25 protein-coding genes are annotated in these 16,933 nt (G+C 34.3%); 20 read left to right on the top strand and 5 right to left on the bottom strand.

The features are described 5' to 3' along the window. Window positions 1-7 precede the first annotated feature (7 nt). Window positions 8-616 (top strand): HD domain-containing protein, encoded by a 609-nt coding sequence (locus GH741_RS07170; protein ID WP_153736107.1) that lies wholly within the window; start codon window positions 8-10, stop codon window positions 614-616. Window positions 617-662: 46 nt separating this feature from the next. Here GH741_RS07170 and GH741_RS07175 read toward each other — a convergent pair whose 3' ends face one another. Then, entirely contained in the window at window positions 663-1,733 is a 1,071-nt protein-coding gene (locus GH741_RS07175; protein ID WP_153736108.1) for a C40 family peptidase, read from the bottom strand. A 180-nt stretch (window positions 1,734-1,913) separates the two neighbouring features. On the opposite strand from GH741_RS07175, the gene GH741_RS07180 reads away from it, so the two are divergent. From GH741_RS07180 to GH741_RS07240, 14 genes are all read left to right on the top strand, one after another. After that, a complete protein-coding gene (locus GH741_RS07180) occupies window positions 1,914-2,663 on the top strand; it encodes an anthrax toxin lethal factor-related metalloendopeptidase (protein WP_170287579.1) in 750 nt (249 codons plus the stop codon). Between the two features lie 32 nt (window positions 2,664-2,695). Continuing rightward, entirely contained in the window at window positions 2,696-3,655 is a 960-nt protein-coding gene (locus GH741_RS07185; protein WP_153736110.1) for a thymidylate synthase, read from the top strand. Between the two features lie 15 nt (window positions 3,656-3,670). Then, a complete protein-coding gene (locus GH741_RS07190) occupies window positions 3,671-4,159 on the top strand; it encodes a dihydrofolate reductase (RefSeq protein ID WP_153736111.1) in 489 nt (162 codons plus the stop codon). A gap of 210 nt (window positions 4,160-4,369) precedes the next feature. Then, window positions 4,370-4,567 carry a twin-arginine translocase TatA/TatE family subunit gene (gene tatA, locus GH741_RS07195; protein ID WP_153736112.1) on the top strand — a complete coding sequence of 66 codons (198 nt, stop codon included), beginning with the start codon at window positions 4,370-4,372 and terminating at the stop codon, window positions 4,565-4,567. A 21-nt stretch (window positions 4,568-4,588) separates the two neighbouring features. Further along, on the top strand, window positions 4,589-4,771 hold the full coding sequence (locus tag GH741_RS07200; RefSeq protein WP_153736113.1) for a twin-arginine translocase TatA/TatE family subunit: 183 nt from the start codon (window positions 4,589-4,591) through the stop codon (window positions 4,769-4,771). A gap of 163 nt (window positions 4,772-4,934) precedes the next feature. Further along, a complete protein-coding gene (tatC, locus tag GH741_RS07205; protein WP_153736114.1) occupies window positions 4,935-5,693 on the top strand; it encodes a twin-arginine translocase subunit TatC in 759 nt (252 codons plus the stop codon). 26 nt (window positions 5,694-5,719) lie between these two features. Then, window positions 5,720-5,938 carry a YozE family protein gene (locus tag GH741_RS07210; RefSeq protein ID WP_338079291.1) on the top strand — a complete coding sequence of 73 codons (219 nt, stop codon included), beginning with the start codon at window positions 5,720-5,722 and terminating at the stop codon, window positions 5,936-5,938. 168 nt (window positions 5,939-6,106) lie between these two features. Continuing rightward, window positions 6,107-6,454: a DUF5365 family protein gene (locus GH741_RS07215; RefSeq protein WP_153736116.1), complete on the top strand. Its 348-nt coding sequence runs from the start codon at window positions 6,107-6,109 to the stop codon at window positions 6,452-6,454. A 105-nt stretch (window positions 6,455-6,559) separates the two neighbouring features. Continuing rightward, window positions 6,560-6,808 carry a DUF2584 family protein gene (locus GH741_RS07220; protein WP_153736117.1) on the top strand — a complete coding sequence of 83 codons (249 nt, stop codon included), beginning with the start codon at window positions 6,560-6,562 and terminating at the stop codon, window positions 6,806-6,808. Between the two features lie 124 nt (window positions 6,809-6,932). Continuing rightward, window positions 6,933-7,058: a hypothetical protein gene (locus GH741_RS22090; protein ID WP_276608217.1), complete on the top strand. Its 126-nt coding sequence runs from the start codon at window positions 6,933-6,935 to the stop codon at window positions 7,056-7,058. Between the two features lie 127 nt (window positions 7,059-7,185). Beyond that, window positions 7,186-7,758, top strand: a complete 573-nt coding sequence (gene vrrA, locus GH741_RS07225) for a VrrA/YqfQ family protein (protein WP_153736118.1) — start codon at window positions 7,186-7,188, stop codon at window positions 7,756-7,758. Window positions 7,759-7,848: 90 nt separating this feature from the next. Further along, complete coding sequence (gene msrB, locus GH741_RS07230; RefSeq protein WP_338079292.1) at window positions 7,849-8,811, top strand: peptide-methionine (R)-S-oxide reductase MsrB; 963 nt, start codon at window positions 7,849-7,851, stop codon at window positions 8,809-8,811. A gap of 216 nt (window positions 8,812-9,027) precedes the next feature. After that, a complete protein-coding gene (locus GH741_RS21575) occupies window positions 9,028-9,396 on the top strand; it encodes a VOC family protein (RefSeq protein ID WP_170287580.1) in 369 nt (122 codons plus the stop codon). A 29-nt stretch (window positions 9,397-9,425) separates the two neighbouring features. Further along, on the top strand, window positions 9,426-9,629 hold the full coding sequence (locus GH741_RS07240) for a DUF6501 family protein (protein ID WP_153736119.1): 204 nt from the start codon (window positions 9,426-9,428) through the stop codon (window positions 9,627-9,629). Window positions 9,630-9,647: 18 nt separating this feature from the next. Here GH741_RS07240 and GH741_RS07245 read toward each other — a convergent pair whose 3' ends face one another. Beyond that, window positions 9,648-10,067, bottom strand: coding sequence for a cytochrome-c oxidase (locus tag GH741_RS07245; protein ID WP_153736120.1), 420 nt, complete (start codon window positions 10,065-10,067; stop codon window positions 9,648-9,650). 257 nt (window positions 10,068-10,324) lie between these two features. On the opposite strand from GH741_RS07245, the gene GH741_RS07250 reads away from it, so the two are divergent. After that, window positions 10,325-10,885 (top strand): histidine phosphatase family protein, encoded by a 561-nt coding sequence (locus tag GH741_RS07250; protein WP_153736121.1) that lies wholly within the window; start codon window positions 10,325-10,327, stop codon window positions 10,883-10,885. A gap of 20 nt (window positions 10,886-10,905) precedes the next feature. Here GH741_RS07250 and GH741_RS07255 read toward each other — a convergent pair whose 3' ends face one another. After that, window positions 10,906-12,096, bottom strand: coding sequence for a M14 family metallopeptidase (locus tag GH741_RS07255; protein ID WP_153736122.1), 1,191 nt, complete (start codon window positions 12,094-12,096; stop codon window positions 10,906-10,908). A gap of 314 nt (window positions 12,097-12,410) precedes the next feature. Between GH741_RS07255 and GH741_RS07260 the strand changes: the two genes are divergently transcribed. Further along, window positions 12,411-12,647, top strand: coding sequence for an indolepyruvate ferredoxin oxidoreductase subunit alpha (locus tag GH741_RS07260; protein ID WP_153736123.1), 237 nt, complete (start codon window positions 12,411-12,413; stop codon window positions 12,645-12,647). A gap of 83 nt (window positions 12,648-12,730) precedes the next feature. On the opposite strand, the gene GH741_RS07265 is transcribed toward GH741_RS07260, so the two are convergent. Continuing rightward, window positions 12,731-13,006: an acylphosphatase gene (locus GH741_RS07265; RefSeq protein ID WP_153736124.1), complete on the bottom strand. Its 276-nt coding sequence runs from the start codon at window positions 13,004-13,006 to the stop codon at window positions 12,731-12,733. A gap of 109 nt (window positions 13,007-13,115) precedes the next feature. On the opposite strand from GH741_RS07265, the gene GH741_RS07270 reads away from it, so the two are divergent. Beyond that, window positions 13,116-14,084, top strand: a complete 969-nt coding sequence (locus GH741_RS07270) for a P1 family peptidase (protein ID WP_338079293.1) — start codon at window positions 13,116-13,118, stop codon at window positions 14,082-14,084. Window positions 14,085-14,154: 70 nt separating this feature from the next. Here GH741_RS07270 and GH741_RS07275 read toward each other — a convergent pair whose 3' ends face one another. Continuing rightward, entirely contained in the window at window positions 14,155-14,529 is a 375-nt protein-coding gene (locus GH741_RS07275; RefSeq protein WP_153736126.1) for a PH domain-containing protein, read from the bottom strand. A 188-nt stretch (window positions 14,530-14,717) separates the two neighbouring features. On the opposite strand from GH741_RS07275, the gene GH741_RS07280 reads away from it, so the two are divergent. Further along, window positions 14,718-15,653: a peptidase U32 family protein gene (locus GH741_RS07280; protein ID WP_153736127.1), complete on the top strand. Its 936-nt coding sequence runs from the start codon at window positions 14,718-14,720 to the stop codon at window positions 15,651-15,653. A gap of 17 nt (window positions 15,654-15,670) precedes the next feature. Further along, complete coding sequence (locus tag GH741_RS07285; RefSeq protein ID WP_153736128.1) at window positions 15,671-16,909, top strand: peptidase U32 family protein; 1,239 nt, start codon at window positions 15,671-15,673, stop codon at window positions 16,907-16,909. The last annotated feature ends 24 nt before the right edge of the window (window positions 16,910-16,933 follow it).

Consider the following 16,933-nt stretch of genomic DNA (forward strand, 5'->3'; position numbering starts at 1 on the left):
GATTAAAATGGATAATCAAACAAAAATGACACAAATAGAGGAATACGTATTTAATCTATTTAAAGATGATGAAACAGGACATGATTATTTTCATATGAAACGTGTTGCTTCGATGGCAAAAAAGATTGCAAAAATGGAATCAGCAGATGCTTTCATCGCCGAATCAGCTGCCTGGTTACATGATATAGGAGATAAGAAGTTGTTTAATAAGCCCGAGGACGCTATCGATGATATGTACTTATTTTTAAGAAACATAAATTTTTCAGGTAGTGAGATAAAACAAATAGACAACATAATAAGGTACATATCATTTAGTGCAGGCCACAAAAAGCCTTTAACGATAGAAGGACAAATAGTTCAAGATGCTGATAGACTTGATGCGATTGGCGCGATAGGAATTGCAAGAACCTTTGCCTATGGGGCTTCTAATCAACAACTAATTTATTCAGATGACTCAGATAGTACTAGTATTCAACACTTTCATGATAAGCTATTGTTATTAAAAGACCTGATGAATACTAATACAGGTAAATTAATCGCAAAAGAAAGACATCAATTTATGGAGTCCTTTTTAAAACAATTCTACTCAGAATGGAACTTGATTCATAAGAAATGAGAATGACCCTAGCATACTGCATAGGGTCATTCTCATTTCAAAGTTATTAATTTTGGATAACGACTCGTTTTGCTCCTAAGTATCTTTCCTTCCAATAGCTAATACTCATGTCACTGATCTCAACACCATCGGATGAACCAGCATGAACAAATTGTCCATTACCTAAATATATACCCATATGTGATGGGCCAGGTTTGTATGTTTCATAAAATACGAAGTCACCAACTGATAACGTTTCCACTGGTTTAGTGAAATTCCAAATGTCTGACACTGTCCTCGGCAAACTTATACCTACTGAGTTAAATACATACTGAATATACCCACTACAATCAAATCCATTGGGAGAGGTTCCTCCCCATACATAAGGAGTCCCAATGTATTGTTTTGCAACTGAAGTTAGCTGCGAAATACTAAAGCTTACTTGTTGTGGAGTTTTCTTGACCTGCTGCGGCTCATTAGTTTCCTCAACGGTCACTTGTTTTGGCTCGGCGACTACTTCCTTTATTTCTTCAGCACTAGACTCCTTAACCGGCTCAGCGATAGGTTCAGCAGCATAAATTGCGTTAACAGTTTTTTCATTAATTTCTTTTTCAACTTCTAATCCATGATCCTGTTGAAATATCTTTAAAGCAAGATCAGTTATTGGTCCATAAATACCGTCCAGTTCTCCCTTATAGTAGCCAAAGTAATGTAGTGCATTTTGAATTGACTTAATATCTTCTCCTTTATCTCCTGGATAGTAAGTCTTAGAAATTGCTTTAAGCGGTCTTAAGTGTTTTTCTCTTTCAATAATTAAGATTGTGTTAATAGTCTCATTATCAGCCCGGCCATTTGCGGTTAAATCATTTTCATACTGAAACTTCTTTAGTGCGTATTCCGTCAAAACACCAAATTCACCATCAATTGTTTTGTCAAAATAAGAGAGTTGGTTTAATTTATGCTGAAGCACCCTAACAGATTCGTTATGTTGACCATAGTAAAGGGTACTAGATTGCGTCAATACTTCGTTTTGTAACATAGGATAGGCGTCGACGTAAAAGGAGAATGGTTGGCTCAGAACAAAACCATAAGCCATGGAATGTTTCACCACGTGTTGAAAATTTCCATTTGTAAGCATGCAAAACTCCCCTTTCCTAAATTGTACTCTTATCAAGATGTATGTTAAAAAAAACGGATTATGTGATTATTTTCTAAACGAAATATTTTTGTAATATGTTACAATATTATTACCACCACTTTTATAACTCCATGATAAAAAATGAGTATAGTAGTCTTCTTAGCCTTTAGTGAACAACTTATGAGAAAATACGGAAAAAAAATACTTTTTTATCTGATTGTATTATTATTTTTATTGCTTCCTTTTATTGACGTTACAAAACCATTTAGCGGCATTATACTTCAAAAAGCGATGGGAAATGAAGACTTACATCACATTCAAAAATTAAGAAACTCAGATTTATTAGATGAATTAATAGTAATACCCGAAAAGGTTAAAGATAAAGATTCATTAATAAATATGGTTAGACGTATTAATTCCATTGACAGACCACTTTTAGAATTGTTAGTAAATCAAGGGGTGAAAATAAGGCTATTTGAAGGGAATCTAACGGACGAGCCCTTGTTGTATCATTTGAAATGGGAGAAGCCCCGAGGATGGAAGAAAGACGTGACATGGGAAGACGTGCCTGGCTCAGGGGGTAGTTGGTTGATCTCTGCTAAAATTGGTGCAAGCATGCCTGGAAATGGTCACGGTTCTATCAATCTTGAATTACACGAAATCGGTCATACTGTTTTTAATCTAATTATGACAAATCCAGACTATACAAAAGAGTTTCAATCATCTTGGGAACAAGAAGTCCATGAGATGTTTTATAGTGAACAATATTTTATCAACCACACTTCAGAATACTTTGCCGAAATGTTTGCTTATTATTATTATAGCGAAGAATCAGCAGCTATCATTAAATTAAAGGCACCTAAAACTTACAAGTTTTTCAGGGAATTGAAATCATTAAATTTTAACAAAATTCCTAGGAATTTTTATTAATTATTAGTTATGTATAAAGGGGAGTCGGAGATATGAATACAGGGGAACAAGCCTATTTAGACCTATGTAAGACCGTACTGGAAAAAGGAACAAAGAAAGAAGATCGAACAAATACTGGAACTTTATCCGTTTTTGGACATCAAATGCGTTTTGACCTAAACGAGGGGTTTCCATTACTGACTACAAAGAAAGTTCCTTTTAGACTTATTGCCAGTGAATTACTATGGTTTATAAAAGGGGATACTAATATTCGTTACCTTTTACAACATAATAATAATATTTGGAATGAATGGGCGTTTGAAAAATGGGTGAAAAGCGAAGGGTATAAGGGACCTGATATGAATGACTTTGGGATACGAAGTCAACAGGATTCAGAGTTTAATGAGTTATACCAAATTGAAATGGTTAAATTTAAAGATATGATTTTACATGATGACACTTTTGCTAAGGAATTTGGGGATCTAGGTTCTGTTTATGGGCAACAGTGGCGGGAATGGAAAACTTCTAACGGTGAAACTATTGATCAATTAAAACAAGTGATTCAATCAATTAAAAATAATCCGGATTCAAGAAGACATCTAGTTACTGCATGGAACCCTGAAGATGTACCAAGTAATATGGCTCTGCCACCATGCCATACCATGTTCCAATTTTACGTGGCAGAAGGTAAGCTATCCTGCCAACTGTATCAACGAAGCGGAGATATTTTTTTAGGCGTACCGTTTAATATTGCTAGCTATGCATTATTGACCCATTTAATTGCGTATGAATGTAATTTGCAGGTGGGAGAGTTTATTCATACCTTAGGCGATGCACACATTTATTCTAATCATATCGAACAAATTACGACGCAGTTAAACCGTGAGCTGAGATCTTTACCAACATTGAAGCTAAATGAAGGTGTTTCCTCAGTATTTGACTTTGAGATGGAAGATATGGAAATACTCAATTACAATCCTCATCCATCTATCAAAGCACCAGTTGCTGTTTAAATTAGGAGGTAAACTATGATTTCGTTGTTATATGCTATGGATCGTAATCGTGTGATTGGATATAAAAATGAGTTACCATGGCGATTACCAAATGACTTAAAATTTTTCAAAGAAATGACAACATCTAATTCGATTATTATGGGCCGAAAAACATTTGATTCTATGAATGGCCCATTACCTAATCGTAAAAACATTATAATTACACGAGATGAGTCTTACCAACAAGAAAATTGTGAAGTTATTCATTCTGTTGATACTATTGTGGAATGGAATAATCTAAATCCTGATACGGAATATTTTGTTATAGGTGGTGGAAATATATTCAAACAGATTCTACCATATTCGGACCGAATGTACATGACTTATATTGATGAATCCTTTCCTGGGGATACGTATTTCCCTGAATTCGATGAAAATAAGTGGAAAATGACAAAGAAAGAAAAAGGTCCAAATGACGAAAAAAATCCTTATGATTATTATTTTATTCAATATGATCGTATCTAACTAGGAGAAAAGCGCCGGCAAAATCCGGTGTTTTTTCATGTGATTTCCTTTTAACAATTTTATTTGCCTCGAAGATATTGCAATGCTCTAAAAAAGTGGTAAGATGGACGTGATGAAGGAATCCATTTATATCATGATAAATAGAATAGGTTTCAATGGATTTATGAATAGTTAAATAAAGATATAATTTAAACATATGAGGTGAATAGCATGTTGTCAGCAATAGGTATTCCAGGTTTAATTTTAATTTTGGTTATTGCTCTTATTGTTTTTGGTCCGAAAAAACTTCCGGAAATTGGGAAAGCTACAGGCCAAACCCTACGTGAATTTAAAAAATCAGCACGTGAACTTACAGATGACGACCAAGTAACTGAAAAAGAATCGATTAAAGAAGAAAAAAATAACTAAGTACATCAGGAGTGATGGTAAATGTTAGGAAATATTGGATTTCCAGGTTTAATTTTAATTTTGGTTATTGCTTTGATTGTTTTTGGACCAGCTAAACTTCCAGAAATTGGAAAAGCAGTTGGAAGTACTTTACGTGAGTTTAAAAAAGCAACAAAAGATATAATGTCAGATGATGATTCAACTAAGTTGGATAGTAAAAAGTAAGTTTTTGAAGGTGTAAGGGGACTAAACCTTACATCTTCTTTTCTTGGTAGAAAGTTATTGAAACGAAAATGTGCAGTGAACTTGATTAAGACAAGCCTGTGAGCTCAAGTTTTCGTACTATTCAAGTTTTCTTTAACGTTTCTTTAGGGAAGGGGGGACTTATATGTCCAATGAAAAACAAACAGCAGAAGATAATGAAATGAATTTTTTAGATCATTTTTCTGAACTTAGAAAAAGGTTAATCTGGACTGCTATTATATTTTTAGGATTTTTCATCCTAGGTTTCGTGTACGTTAAGGAAATTTATGCTTTTTTTGTTAGAAATTTGGATTTTACTTTGAACGTTATAAGTCCTGGAGAAATAATATGGTTGTATTTTACGATGGCGTTGTTAGTAGCTTTTACAGGAACGATACCGTTCTTAAGTCTTCAAGCCTGGTTATTTGTTAGGCCAGGTCTAACAGCAAAAGAACGCAGGGTTTCTTTAGCCTACATACCTGCTGTTTTCCTTTTATTTATTGGTGGCCTTGTATTTGGCTATTATGTTTTTGTTGACTTCATTCTTCCATTTTTACTTTCGCTAAATGAAGGTATGTTTAATGAGATGTTTACAGTAGATAAATATTTCCGATTTTTAATGCGTGTTACATTACCATTTGCCATACTGTTTGAAATTCCGATTGTTACCATGTTTTTGACTAGTCTTGGTATTCTAACACCCCCATTTTTAAGAAAAACAAGAAAATATGCTTACTTTATATTGGTTGTTATTGGTACAATGATTTCTCCTCCAGATTTTGTATTACAACTAATTGTAGCAATCCCTTTGATCATTCTGTATGAAATTAGCATCATCTTATCTAGTATCGTATATAGAAAAAAACAACGGAACCATGAAGAGTTTATGAACAAAGAGTCATAATTTAACTTAACTACTGAGGTGATCCTGTGAAATCATTTTATCACTATATGATGAGATATCGAGGTGCAAAACAACCTACGAATCAAAGTATGCTCGCTGACTGGATGTTTGATGATCATGATTTCCCAAAACATTCTACTTCCTATGATGAGATAAGTCGTTATTTAGAATGGAATATTCCATTTACAGAAGCGACTCAAGTATTTGATATGCTCTGGGAAGAATATATAACCAATGAGAATTAAATTGTTAAATGGCAACATTGCCAATAATTACTCCTTAAAATAACAATCAGTAACGTGATATATTAGTATAAATCAATACTTTATCTCCCTTGTCCTTGATAAGGGAGATTGTGTATTTAAAAATGAAACCACTGGACCGTTTCTATAAACTAGGGGGAAAACAAAACAATGAAAGTAATAACGGCATCTACTCCAGAACAGCATGAATATGTTCAAGAACTTATAGAGGATCTATACGATGAAATTTTTCCATGTTATTTCACGTCAGATTACATACAGGAATTAAAAAACTTTAATTTAATGAAAATGCCGCCTGATGTAAAGGAACTAAGTTTAGCTGAAATTATGGAAGTCACCGCTGCTATTCAAACAATCTCAACTATTCTTAAAGAAAAAGCAAACACAGAAAAACAACTAAATGATTACAAACATGCCTTTAATAGAAATGCCTCTATACTATCGAAATATCAAATTGATTTTCCATTTCAATTAGCAGATTTTCAAATAGAACATTAATCGTAGTTCTAGAACTTTTCTTTTATTATCAATAATAAGTTAAAAAATTTATGAAATGGGTATATAATTAAGATAAGAAATTAAATAGTTAACGGAGGGTTACTTATGTCTATGCCTCTTTTGATTGAATGGAAACTAATTACCCATGGAAAAGAAAAAAGAATAGCTAATAAAGACAATACATTTGAAATTACATTTGATGGATATAAACTATTTCCTATCGATGAAGTCATTGAAATTCGGAGACAACACAACTCAGATCAGATTGGAAATGGAAAAATAGTCGAATTAACGTGGAGAGAGGACAAAACAATCTGTAGATTTAAGCTACTTTCCTTGCATAACGTCAATTAATGACAAAATTCACATGTTTACTTATCGATTTATAGAAAATACTGCGCTTACCCGGGAAATAATCATAGAATTTTCATTAAATTGCCATATCTACTCTCGTTGTTTTAATTATATAAGGGTATAATTGAAGTTAAATAATATATTAGTAGATATGAAAGAGGGGGATGTTATGCTTTCTGCTATTCTATTTGGACTTATTTTAACTGGGACAATAGGTCTAATTATTACTGCTGATGTCATCTCAAACTAAATTACAACACGTGTAAAAAGTAGCAAACTTGCTACTTTTTTTGTTTCCACTAATTCCTATTTAGCCTACACCTATCTGTTGCCTCGACGTACACTATATTATCAACATTTAGAAGAGAGGGATTTCTATGTTTTCACCGAAACAGACACCGCCTTCCTTTAGCCAATACCCAGCACAAGGTATGAGACAATTTCCATTTGGTTCTAGTTTTAACCAGTCACCACCTATGGGACCAGTGAATTCAGGGAAAGGTGGAATGGGAGGCATTCAAGGACTGCTTCAAAGATTCATGCCAAAAGGAGCTTCACCAAGTGTTGGTGGAGTTACTGGGTCACTTACCGGTGCAACCAGTACAGGTACTGGAATAACAGGTATGCTCGGAAATGTTCAACAAGTATTAAAGATGGCTCAAACGGCAGGTCCTGTCGTTCAACAATATGGACCTATGGTGAAAAACCTGCCTGCAATGTTAAAAATGATAAAAGCCTTTAATTCAAGTGAAGATGTAGATGAACTTGAAGAAAGCACGGATTACGCCATTGACGATGAACATTCAGAACAGGAAACGAAAAACAAAATTGAAATACAAAAAGAAAATATTAATAGAATAGAAACAGACACACAAAAAAAAGAAATAAGTAAGAAGAAAAGGGAAGAAGATAAACTACCTGGAACTTCATCACCAAAATTATATATATAAGAGCAAATAGGCAGACTTCTTGATTTTTTTGTGTGAAAGGTGAAAAATAAGGGAAGATAGTAAATACGCACATCATAGGAGGAATGTTCTGTGGTCGACAGTAATTTAGATGTAGCTACATTTGCAGGAGGGTGTTTTTGGTGTATGGTCGAACCATTTGATCAACGACCAGGGATACACGAAGTGATTTCAGGTTATACAGGTGGAACAACTGTAAACCCTACTTATGAAGAAGTGTGTTCTAATACAACAGGACATGTAGAAGCAGTACAAATAACATTTGATCCTACTATTTTCTCTTACGAAAAATTATTAGAGGTATTTTGGAAACAAATTGATCCAACTGATCCAGGCGGACAATTTAATGATAGAGGTGAGTCATATCAAACTGCTATTTTTTATCACAATGACAAGCAGAAGAATTTAGCAGAGCAATCGAAAAGTAAACTAGAAGAAAGTAACAAATTCAACAAACCGATTGTTACTAGTATTTTGCCTGCTAGCACGTTTTATCCTGCTGAAGAAAAACATCAAAACTACTATCAGAAACAATCCTTTCATTATCGATTGTATAAAAAAGGTTCTGGAAGAGAAGATTTCATTAAAAATCAATGGAGTGAAAAGAAGGATAGGAATGAGTTGAAAAATAGGTTAACGCCAATTCAATATAAGGTAACACAAGAAAATGGGACGGAAACACCGTTTCAAAATGAATATTGGGACTATGAGCAAGATGGTATCTATGTAGACATTGTTTCAGGAGAACCTTTATTTTCCTCTGAAGATAAATATGATGCAGGGTGTGGGTGGCCAAGCTTCACTAAACCGATAGACAAGCATTATTTAAGCGAAAATACTGACTTCACCCATGGTATGAGTAGAACGGAAGTACGAAGCACAGAAGGAGACTCTCACCTTGGACACGTATTTGAGGATGGTCCAACAGACCAGGGAGGATTACGTTATTGCATGAACTCAGCGGCAATGAGATTTATTCCTTTGGAAAAGATGGAAGAAGAGGGATATGGACAGTTATTGTATCTTTTCAAATAAAATGAGAGTCCTGATGACCCTTGCCTTAATAGTTTCGGGGCAGGGGTTTTTCTAAAAAAGTAAAAGCAAATTATTAACATCCTACACACAAGACAATAATTATATTATGTAAACTAATTATTAATTTCTATTTTATTTGAAAAAGAAACAGAAATGTTAATGCTATTGTTATATACTATAATCGAGATTTTATTTAAAAAAATTGAGGTGATGACAATGTCCTTTAAATTTAAAGGAATTGAGCATATACAGTTAGCTGCACCCTTACAGTCTGAAAAACAGGCTAGGCAATTTTTCTCCGAATTATTAGAAATGGAAGAAATAGAAAAGCCAGAAACCCTAAAACAAAATGGCGGTGTTTGGTTTAGATGCGGAAAACAAGAAATTCATATCGGGATAGAAAAAGACTTTTCACCTGCTAAGAAAGCACATCCTGGCTTAGTGGTTGAAAACATTAACAAGCTAAAAGATCTGTTAATTCAAAATAACATTAAAATCATTGAAGATAATCGTTTACCGGGGTATAATCGTTTTTATGTGAATGATCCTTTTGGTAACAGATTAGAGTTTTTGGAAAAACTCTAAGAAGCAAATTTGGAAAGGTGTGTATGTCAATGATACATAAAGATTGGGAAAATAACCAAACAATTAAGAAAATTAGATGTGTACATGCCAATGCAAAAAAATTCGTTGTTGATACAATGTTAACAGCCGGTGAAATATACGATGTTAAAAACGAGACCGAAGAGTTCTACTTTATCATCGACAACTCAAACCGAATTGCTGGGTTTAAAAAAGATTATTTTGAAGAAATCTAAAAGAAGAAACTCCCCAGGTTAAGAGGCCCGGTGAGTTTCTTCTTTTATTGACTGATTAATTAATGAATCTTCCTCATTTAAATTAGTAATTACATTAATAACGAATAGTAAAACACCGATGATCACCAAAGTAGCTCCGGTCACAACCCCTGCCGTAAATACGGTATTTCCTGTTAATAACATAGTTGCTAGTGAGATCATCATTATTGGCAAACCGATATTATGCAACCAGAAATGAGCAATACCTAGTTTGGTTGCAGCCAATTTAGGAAAAAGGTAGTAGATTAACCCCGCAAGCGTTAACGCTGTCCATCCTAGTAGATTAATGTGAACGTGTACCCCTGTTAAGGTATAATCATGAACAATAGACATGAAATAACCTATACTTACCCCAATCAAAAAATAAATGACAGAAATTTTAATAAGACGTATTCCCAAATACACTCCTCCAATTCCGTTATTTTTATTACTTAATCTATTATTCTTTATTCTATATAAGGCAGTTACATTCCTCTTAATTTAATAATTCTAAATAATAAAAAAAACACAAGGAAATTTTCGTATAAAAAAGTGAAATATGGATATCCTAGTTAAGTGAACTTGATAGATTTGTTGATATCTTTACTTAATTTTCCTTGTATTTATAATAACTATCCATGATAATGTAGATAAGCCCCTTGGAGGAGATGATTTGCATGAAAAGACTATTTATGATTCGTCATTGCAATGCAGAAGGTCAACACAAGGATTCACCTTTAACTAAAAATGGCGTTAATCAAGCACATGCTTTAGCGGCATTTTTTGAAAAATCAAGTTATGAAGTAGATCGAATTATATCTAGTCCATATCTTCGTGCAATAGAAAGTATAAAACCATATGCAGATAAACACAATATTTCTATCGAAATAGATAACCGTTTACAAGAGAGAATACTTAGTGAGGAACCTGTAGATGATTGGATGGAAGTATTAGAACAGTCATTCTCAGATTTGGATTTTAATCTTCCAGGTGGAGAGTCATCCAACGATGCCCGAGAACGTTCCATAAGCTTAATAGAGGAAATTACCTCTGCTGACTCAACAGACACTATCGTTATTGTTACTCATGGTAATTTATTAGCAATCCTTCTTAAAGAATTTCAAGTAGATATAGGATTTACACATTGGAAGGGGTTTACTAATCCTGACCTTTACCTAGTACAAAAAACAGGTGGCGAATTTGTTGTAGAACGAGTATGGAACAAAGACAGGGCGTGAATACACGCCCTTTTTATTTTTCACATATACAAATTTGCTAATAAAATTGAACGTGCAGAACGATATATTTGATTAAACTGACTCAAAGGCAACGGATTAGTTCCACTGCCTAATTCGATTGTGTAGCCTGGACGGTTCCATTCTTGTATAAACCAATCTTTATAGCCCGCAAAACTATCGACAGTACGAATTGGTTGATATCCACTGACATTTGCATATTCGTTTACAATAGTTCTCGCTTCCGGTGGTTCTTGATTCTCAAATCCCCAATAGATAACTTGGCCTTGAGTATGAAAAGCGTTAACTCTTCGAAAATCTCGAATTCTAGTCAAATCAGCCATTGCCTGCGCTTCAGGTTCTGATAACGGATAAGGACCTGGGAAGTCTCTAGGTCCTGGTGAATCTGGTTTTCGCTCCTTTTCTATCTCCCATTTGGCCGGATATTGATTGTTAAGGTCAACTCCTCGAATATTGGCTTTCCAATTTGAAAAATCCAAACTTCCATTGTTCATTTCAACAACATTACTTTGATACGGTTCTTCTGGTGGAGGACCTTGAATCACCAAATTGACTCCATCTGGATTGACCATAGGAACCATCGAAAGCATTGTATTTTGATATAAGGGATTTAAATTCACATTGCTAATCGAGCCATTATTTGTTAGCCCTAATAAATAGTCATTTAAAAACCTCGTCAATACTGGAGTGGTAATCCATTCGTTACCATGAAAGGAACCATTAACATGAACCTTTTTAGCTCCATTACCAATCCGCAATTCGTGAATTTCCTTGCCCATCACAGAATTCCCTATTACTTGAGTTATTATAAACGGATAAATTGAGGCTAGCTCTCTAAGATCTTCGATTAATTTCTCATAATTATATTCTTCATTGCCATTAACAACTCTCCAATTTACTCTTACAGGTACACGGATTATCTGACCTACTTGAAGTTGATTGGGATCGAGACCTTGATTAACCAACATAATGGCTTCTGCACTTAGATTTCTTTGTCTTGCGATTGACCAAATTGTTTCACCACTAGAAATTTCATAATTAGACTGGGTAAATCCTGGAATTTGAACTGACTGACCGACACTCAAATTGTTTGGATTTATTTGCCGGTTTGAATCGTTGATTAATTGTAAGGGTAATTGGTAAAGCTGACTATAATACCAAAAAGAGTCTCCTTGACGAACACTAATTTGCATGAACAGCCTCCTTTTTCATTTATATTATAACTATATGATGAAACCACCTAACTAGTTAAAGTGACCAGAATGTTTCTTAATAGATCAAAGTATTTTTACTAATAGTTAATAACGTAGCTCTTAATTGTTAACATAAAAAAAACAGTATAGTGGGATAATAGGTGAAAACTTAGTTTCCGATAATACTATTTATTTTAGTTTTATTTAAAAAACTATCACATATTGGTATAATTAGGCTATAATATAAGTTGGTAAATTTTATATATGATACAATGACAAATAGTTAGTTTAATTATTATAAGGAGGAGTTTTACTTGGCTTTTGTAATTACATCACCATGTGAACAAGAAAAAGCAGGCGAATGTGTAGAAGTTTGCCCTGTTGATTGTATAGAAGAAGGAAAAGATATGTTTTATATAGACCCGGATATTTGCATTGATTGTGGTGCATGTGAAGCTGTATGTCCAGTAGAAGCAATTTTTATGGAAGATGAGGTTCCAGACAAAGAACATAAATATATCGAACTTAATCGCAAGTTCTTCGAAGAATAGAATATAGTAACTGTATTATCGTCTGTTTTGCAGAAGATATTGTGTAAATTTTAAGCCGCTAATCACTGTTAGCGGCTTAAAATTTATAATTTCACTTCAAATGAAGAATACCCTTTAGGATCATCAAGAGTAGTTATCTCAACATGATCTACTTTTATAAAACCTCCTGGTCCTTTTCTGATAACTTCAGTGAACTCATTGACCTTGTCTTTTGATCCTTCTACTTCAATTTCAACCGTACCATCAGGAAGATTCTTAACCCATCCATAAACACCAACCTCATTGGCTCGCTGCTTTGCAGTCATTCGAAATCCAACACCTTGTACGACTCCACTAATAATTAAATGGTTACGTAACATTCTATCACTCCGATTGTTTATATATAGTATATATCCATTTATTATTAATGTATAACCGAATAACAGGGAGATAAAACAATTTGGAATGAGAAAAATTGGAGGAATCGATGTGAAACGAATTTCTATAGATGACATTGAAGGTTTTTCAATTGGACATGCTGAAAATAGCCAGGCTCTCACTGGTTGTACTGTTATTATCTGTAAGGCTGGTGCTACTACGGGGGTTGATGTAAGGGGAGGAGCGCCGGGAACTAGAGAAACTGATTTACTTCGGTCAGAAAATCTTATTGAAACTGTTCATGCTGTGTTTTTGTCTGGTGGAAGTGCTTATGGATTAGATGTCGGCTCAGGTGTAATGAGATTTCTAGAGGAAAATCAGGTTGGGTTCGATGCACAGGTTGCAAAGATACCAATTGTGACGGGAGCAGTATTATTTGATTTAGCTGTAGGCAACCCTTCAATCAGACCTGATCATTTAATGGGCTACCAAGCATGTGTTAACGCGGTACAAACAATTCCATTAAAAGAAGGAAATGTTGGCGCAGGCACTGGGGCAACGGTGGGGAAATGTTTAGGTATGGACTATGCTATGAAGGGCGGTATAGGTGTTCATGCCATTCAAATAGGAGATTTGAAAGTTGCCGCTATTATCGCAGTGAACTGCTTTGGTGATGTAATTGACCCAACAACAAATCAAATTATAGCTGGTGTATATGATAAAAAGATAGAAAAGTTTTTAAAATCCGAAGAGCAATTGTTGAATCGAATCACTAACGGTAAAACAACAAATAATTTTCATGGGAATACTGCAATTGGTACAGTGATAACTAATGCATACTTAACAAAAGCACAAGCCAATAAGGTTGCATCGATAGCACATGATGGATTTGCTAGGACTATGAGGCCATCCCATACAATGCTGGATGGTGATACCATTTTCACAATGTCAATAGGGGAGGTAGAAGCGGACATTAGCACAATAGGAATGATCGCTGCTAATGTAGTAGAAACAGCAGTTCTTAGAGGAGTACAAAAAGCAGAAACCGTAAATGGGATTATTGGTTTTCCATCAATATAGAAAGTATAAAACAAAGCTCTAATATAATATAGATGAGCTTTGTTTTATACTTTCAAGAAGGATAAGACTATCATAATACATAGTTTGATAATGCTTTATAAACCTTATAGATATTGTCATCTTTCCTAAATTCTTTTGAATATGGTTCGGATGTACCTGAAATCCAAATTTTCAATTCAGCATCTAAGTCGAAGCTACCTGCTGTTTCAATACTGAAATGAGTTACTGAATGATAAGGAATTGAGTGATACTCTACTTTCTTCCCCGTCATACCTTGTTTATCAATTAATAGTAAGCGCTTATCCGTAAATACTATTAAATCTCTAATTAGTTTATACGCTTTTTGTACTTGTTCTTGATCGGTTAGGACAGGTTCAAGATCCTTCTCTACATTGGTAACATCAACCTCTGAAGCATTGCCCATTAATCCGTCTAAAATCCCCAATCTCTTCAGCTCCCTATCAATTTATATATCTAATTATGACTGAATTGTATGAAGAATTCTAGTAATATCGGCTTTTCTTGTTTTTTTAATATTAAATCCATTTTAGAATGTGACAAAAGTCACTGATGAAATTACTAGAATCATCATAATGAAAGATAGACTGTTATTTGTTTTGAGAGGTGAGAGACATGAAGTACCCCGAATTAATAGTTACAGCAAGAGATATAGAGGAAGTAAAACAGCTCGTTAATTCAGGAGCAGATGCAATCAGAATTGGTAACCAGCAATATGGTCTTAGGGTAGCTGGAGACTTCAATTTAAATGAAATCGAAGAAGCTACTGCTTACACACATCAACACAACAGAAAAATTTATGTGGTGACAAATGCTATTTTTCACAATGATAGTATAGACAAATTGCCAAATTATTTGGATTGCCTTCTTCAAATTAAGATAGACGGAATCATTTGTGGCGATCCATCAATTTTTTCTATACTAAATGATTTGAATAAAAGTTTAGCCATCCATTGGAATCCAGAGACCTTAGCGACAAATCATGATACATTGGCCTTTTGGCAATCAAAAGGGATTAATAGGGCACTATTATCAAATGAATTAGGAATGGATGCTGTCCTTGAGATTAAAACAAAGTTAGAGATACCTATAGAAGTTCAAATTCATGGAATGACTTGTATTTTTCAGTCCAAGAGGAAACTAGTTACAAATTACTATAATTATATTAATGGAACTGAACTAATGGATATGTCACAGCATAGTGATAAGAGATTACATCTTAAACAATTGAAAGAACCTGAAAGTAATTATCCTATTTTCGAGGATTGTAACGGCACTCACGTGATGAGTAACGAAGATCTTTGTATGGTTGATCACATAGAACCTCTTATAAATTCAGGAATAGACGCTCTTCGAATTAATGGAATGATGAATTCTAGGAAATACAATCAGAGAATTGTTGAAATTTATAGAAAAGCGATTGATTTATGCTGTGAATATCCTATTAACTACCTTAGTCAAATCGAATCCATGAAGAGAGAAATTTTGGAAATTCAGCCAGTAGAAAGAATTTTGGGCACAGGATTTTATTTTAAAGAACAGATTTATTAAAAACTGGAGTTGGAAGCATGAGTAATAAAACTGCATTAAAACTAAAAAAGCCTGAGTTACTTGCACCTGCAGGTAACTTAGAAAAACTTAAGTTCGCTATTCATTATGGGGCTGATGCTGTCTACATTGGTGGTAAACAATTTGGACTTCGATCTAAGGCTGGAAACTTTTCGTTTGAAGATATGGAAGAAGGAGTTAAATTCGCAAAAAAATACGGTGCAAAAGTATATGTGGCAGCGAATATAATTGCTCACAACGAAAACTTAGAAGGAGCACAAAGTTACTTTAAAAAGTTGTATGAAATTGGTATTTCAGCAGTAATCATTGCAGACCCAGCTCTCATTACTGCATGTCGACAAGCCGCTCCTGATTTGGAAATTCATATTAGCACACAAGCATCCATTACTAATTGGAGAACGGTTCAGTTTTGGAAAAATGAAGGTATTCCTAGGGTAGTACTTGCCAGGGAAGTCTCAATTAAGGAAGTACGCCAAATAAAGGAAAAAGTTGATATTGAACTTGAAACATTTATCCATGGTGCCATGTGTATTTCATATTCAGGTCGATGTGTGCTTTCTAACCATATGACATCACGTGATGCAAATCGTGGGGGATGTGCTCAATCTTGCAGATGGAAATATGATTTGTACGAAGACGGGGTTGATGAATCAGTAAATATTTCTGAACAAAATGATGAGGCCTATACTATGAGTTCCAAAGACCTTAGTATGGTTGAACATCTGCCAGACTTAATTGACCTAGGTGTGGATAGTTTAAAGATAGAGGGTCGAATGAAGAGCATTCATTATGTAGCGACTGTGGTTAATGTTTATAGAAAGATAATTGATAGTTATGTTGATAACCCTAAAGAATTCAAAATGAATCAGCAATGGATTGATGAAATATGGAAAGCGGCTCAACGCTCATTAACTACTGCATTTTCTTATCAGGAACCTACCGAAAGCGACCAACTATTTGGTATACCAGATAGACTACCAAAGTATGATTTCGCTGGATTAGTTTTAGCTTATGATGACCGAACAAAACTAGCAACAATCCAACAGCGTAATTCATTTAAAGTAGGAGATGAAATTGAATTTTTCGGCCCGGATTTCTATCACTTCAAACAAACAATACAGTTGATTTGGGATGAGAATGACAAACCAATTGAAATAGCAAAACATGCGATGATGATGATCAAAGTAAAAGTGGATCACCCTGTTAATTATTACGATATGATGCGTAAAGGAAAATAATTCAATTCCCCCTAACCAACAAAT

The organism is Aquibacillus halophilus (assembly GCF_009649745.1).
Taxonomy (GTDB): Bacteria; Bacillota; Bacilli; order Bacillales; family Amphibacillaceae; genus Aquibacillus; species Aquibacillus halophilus.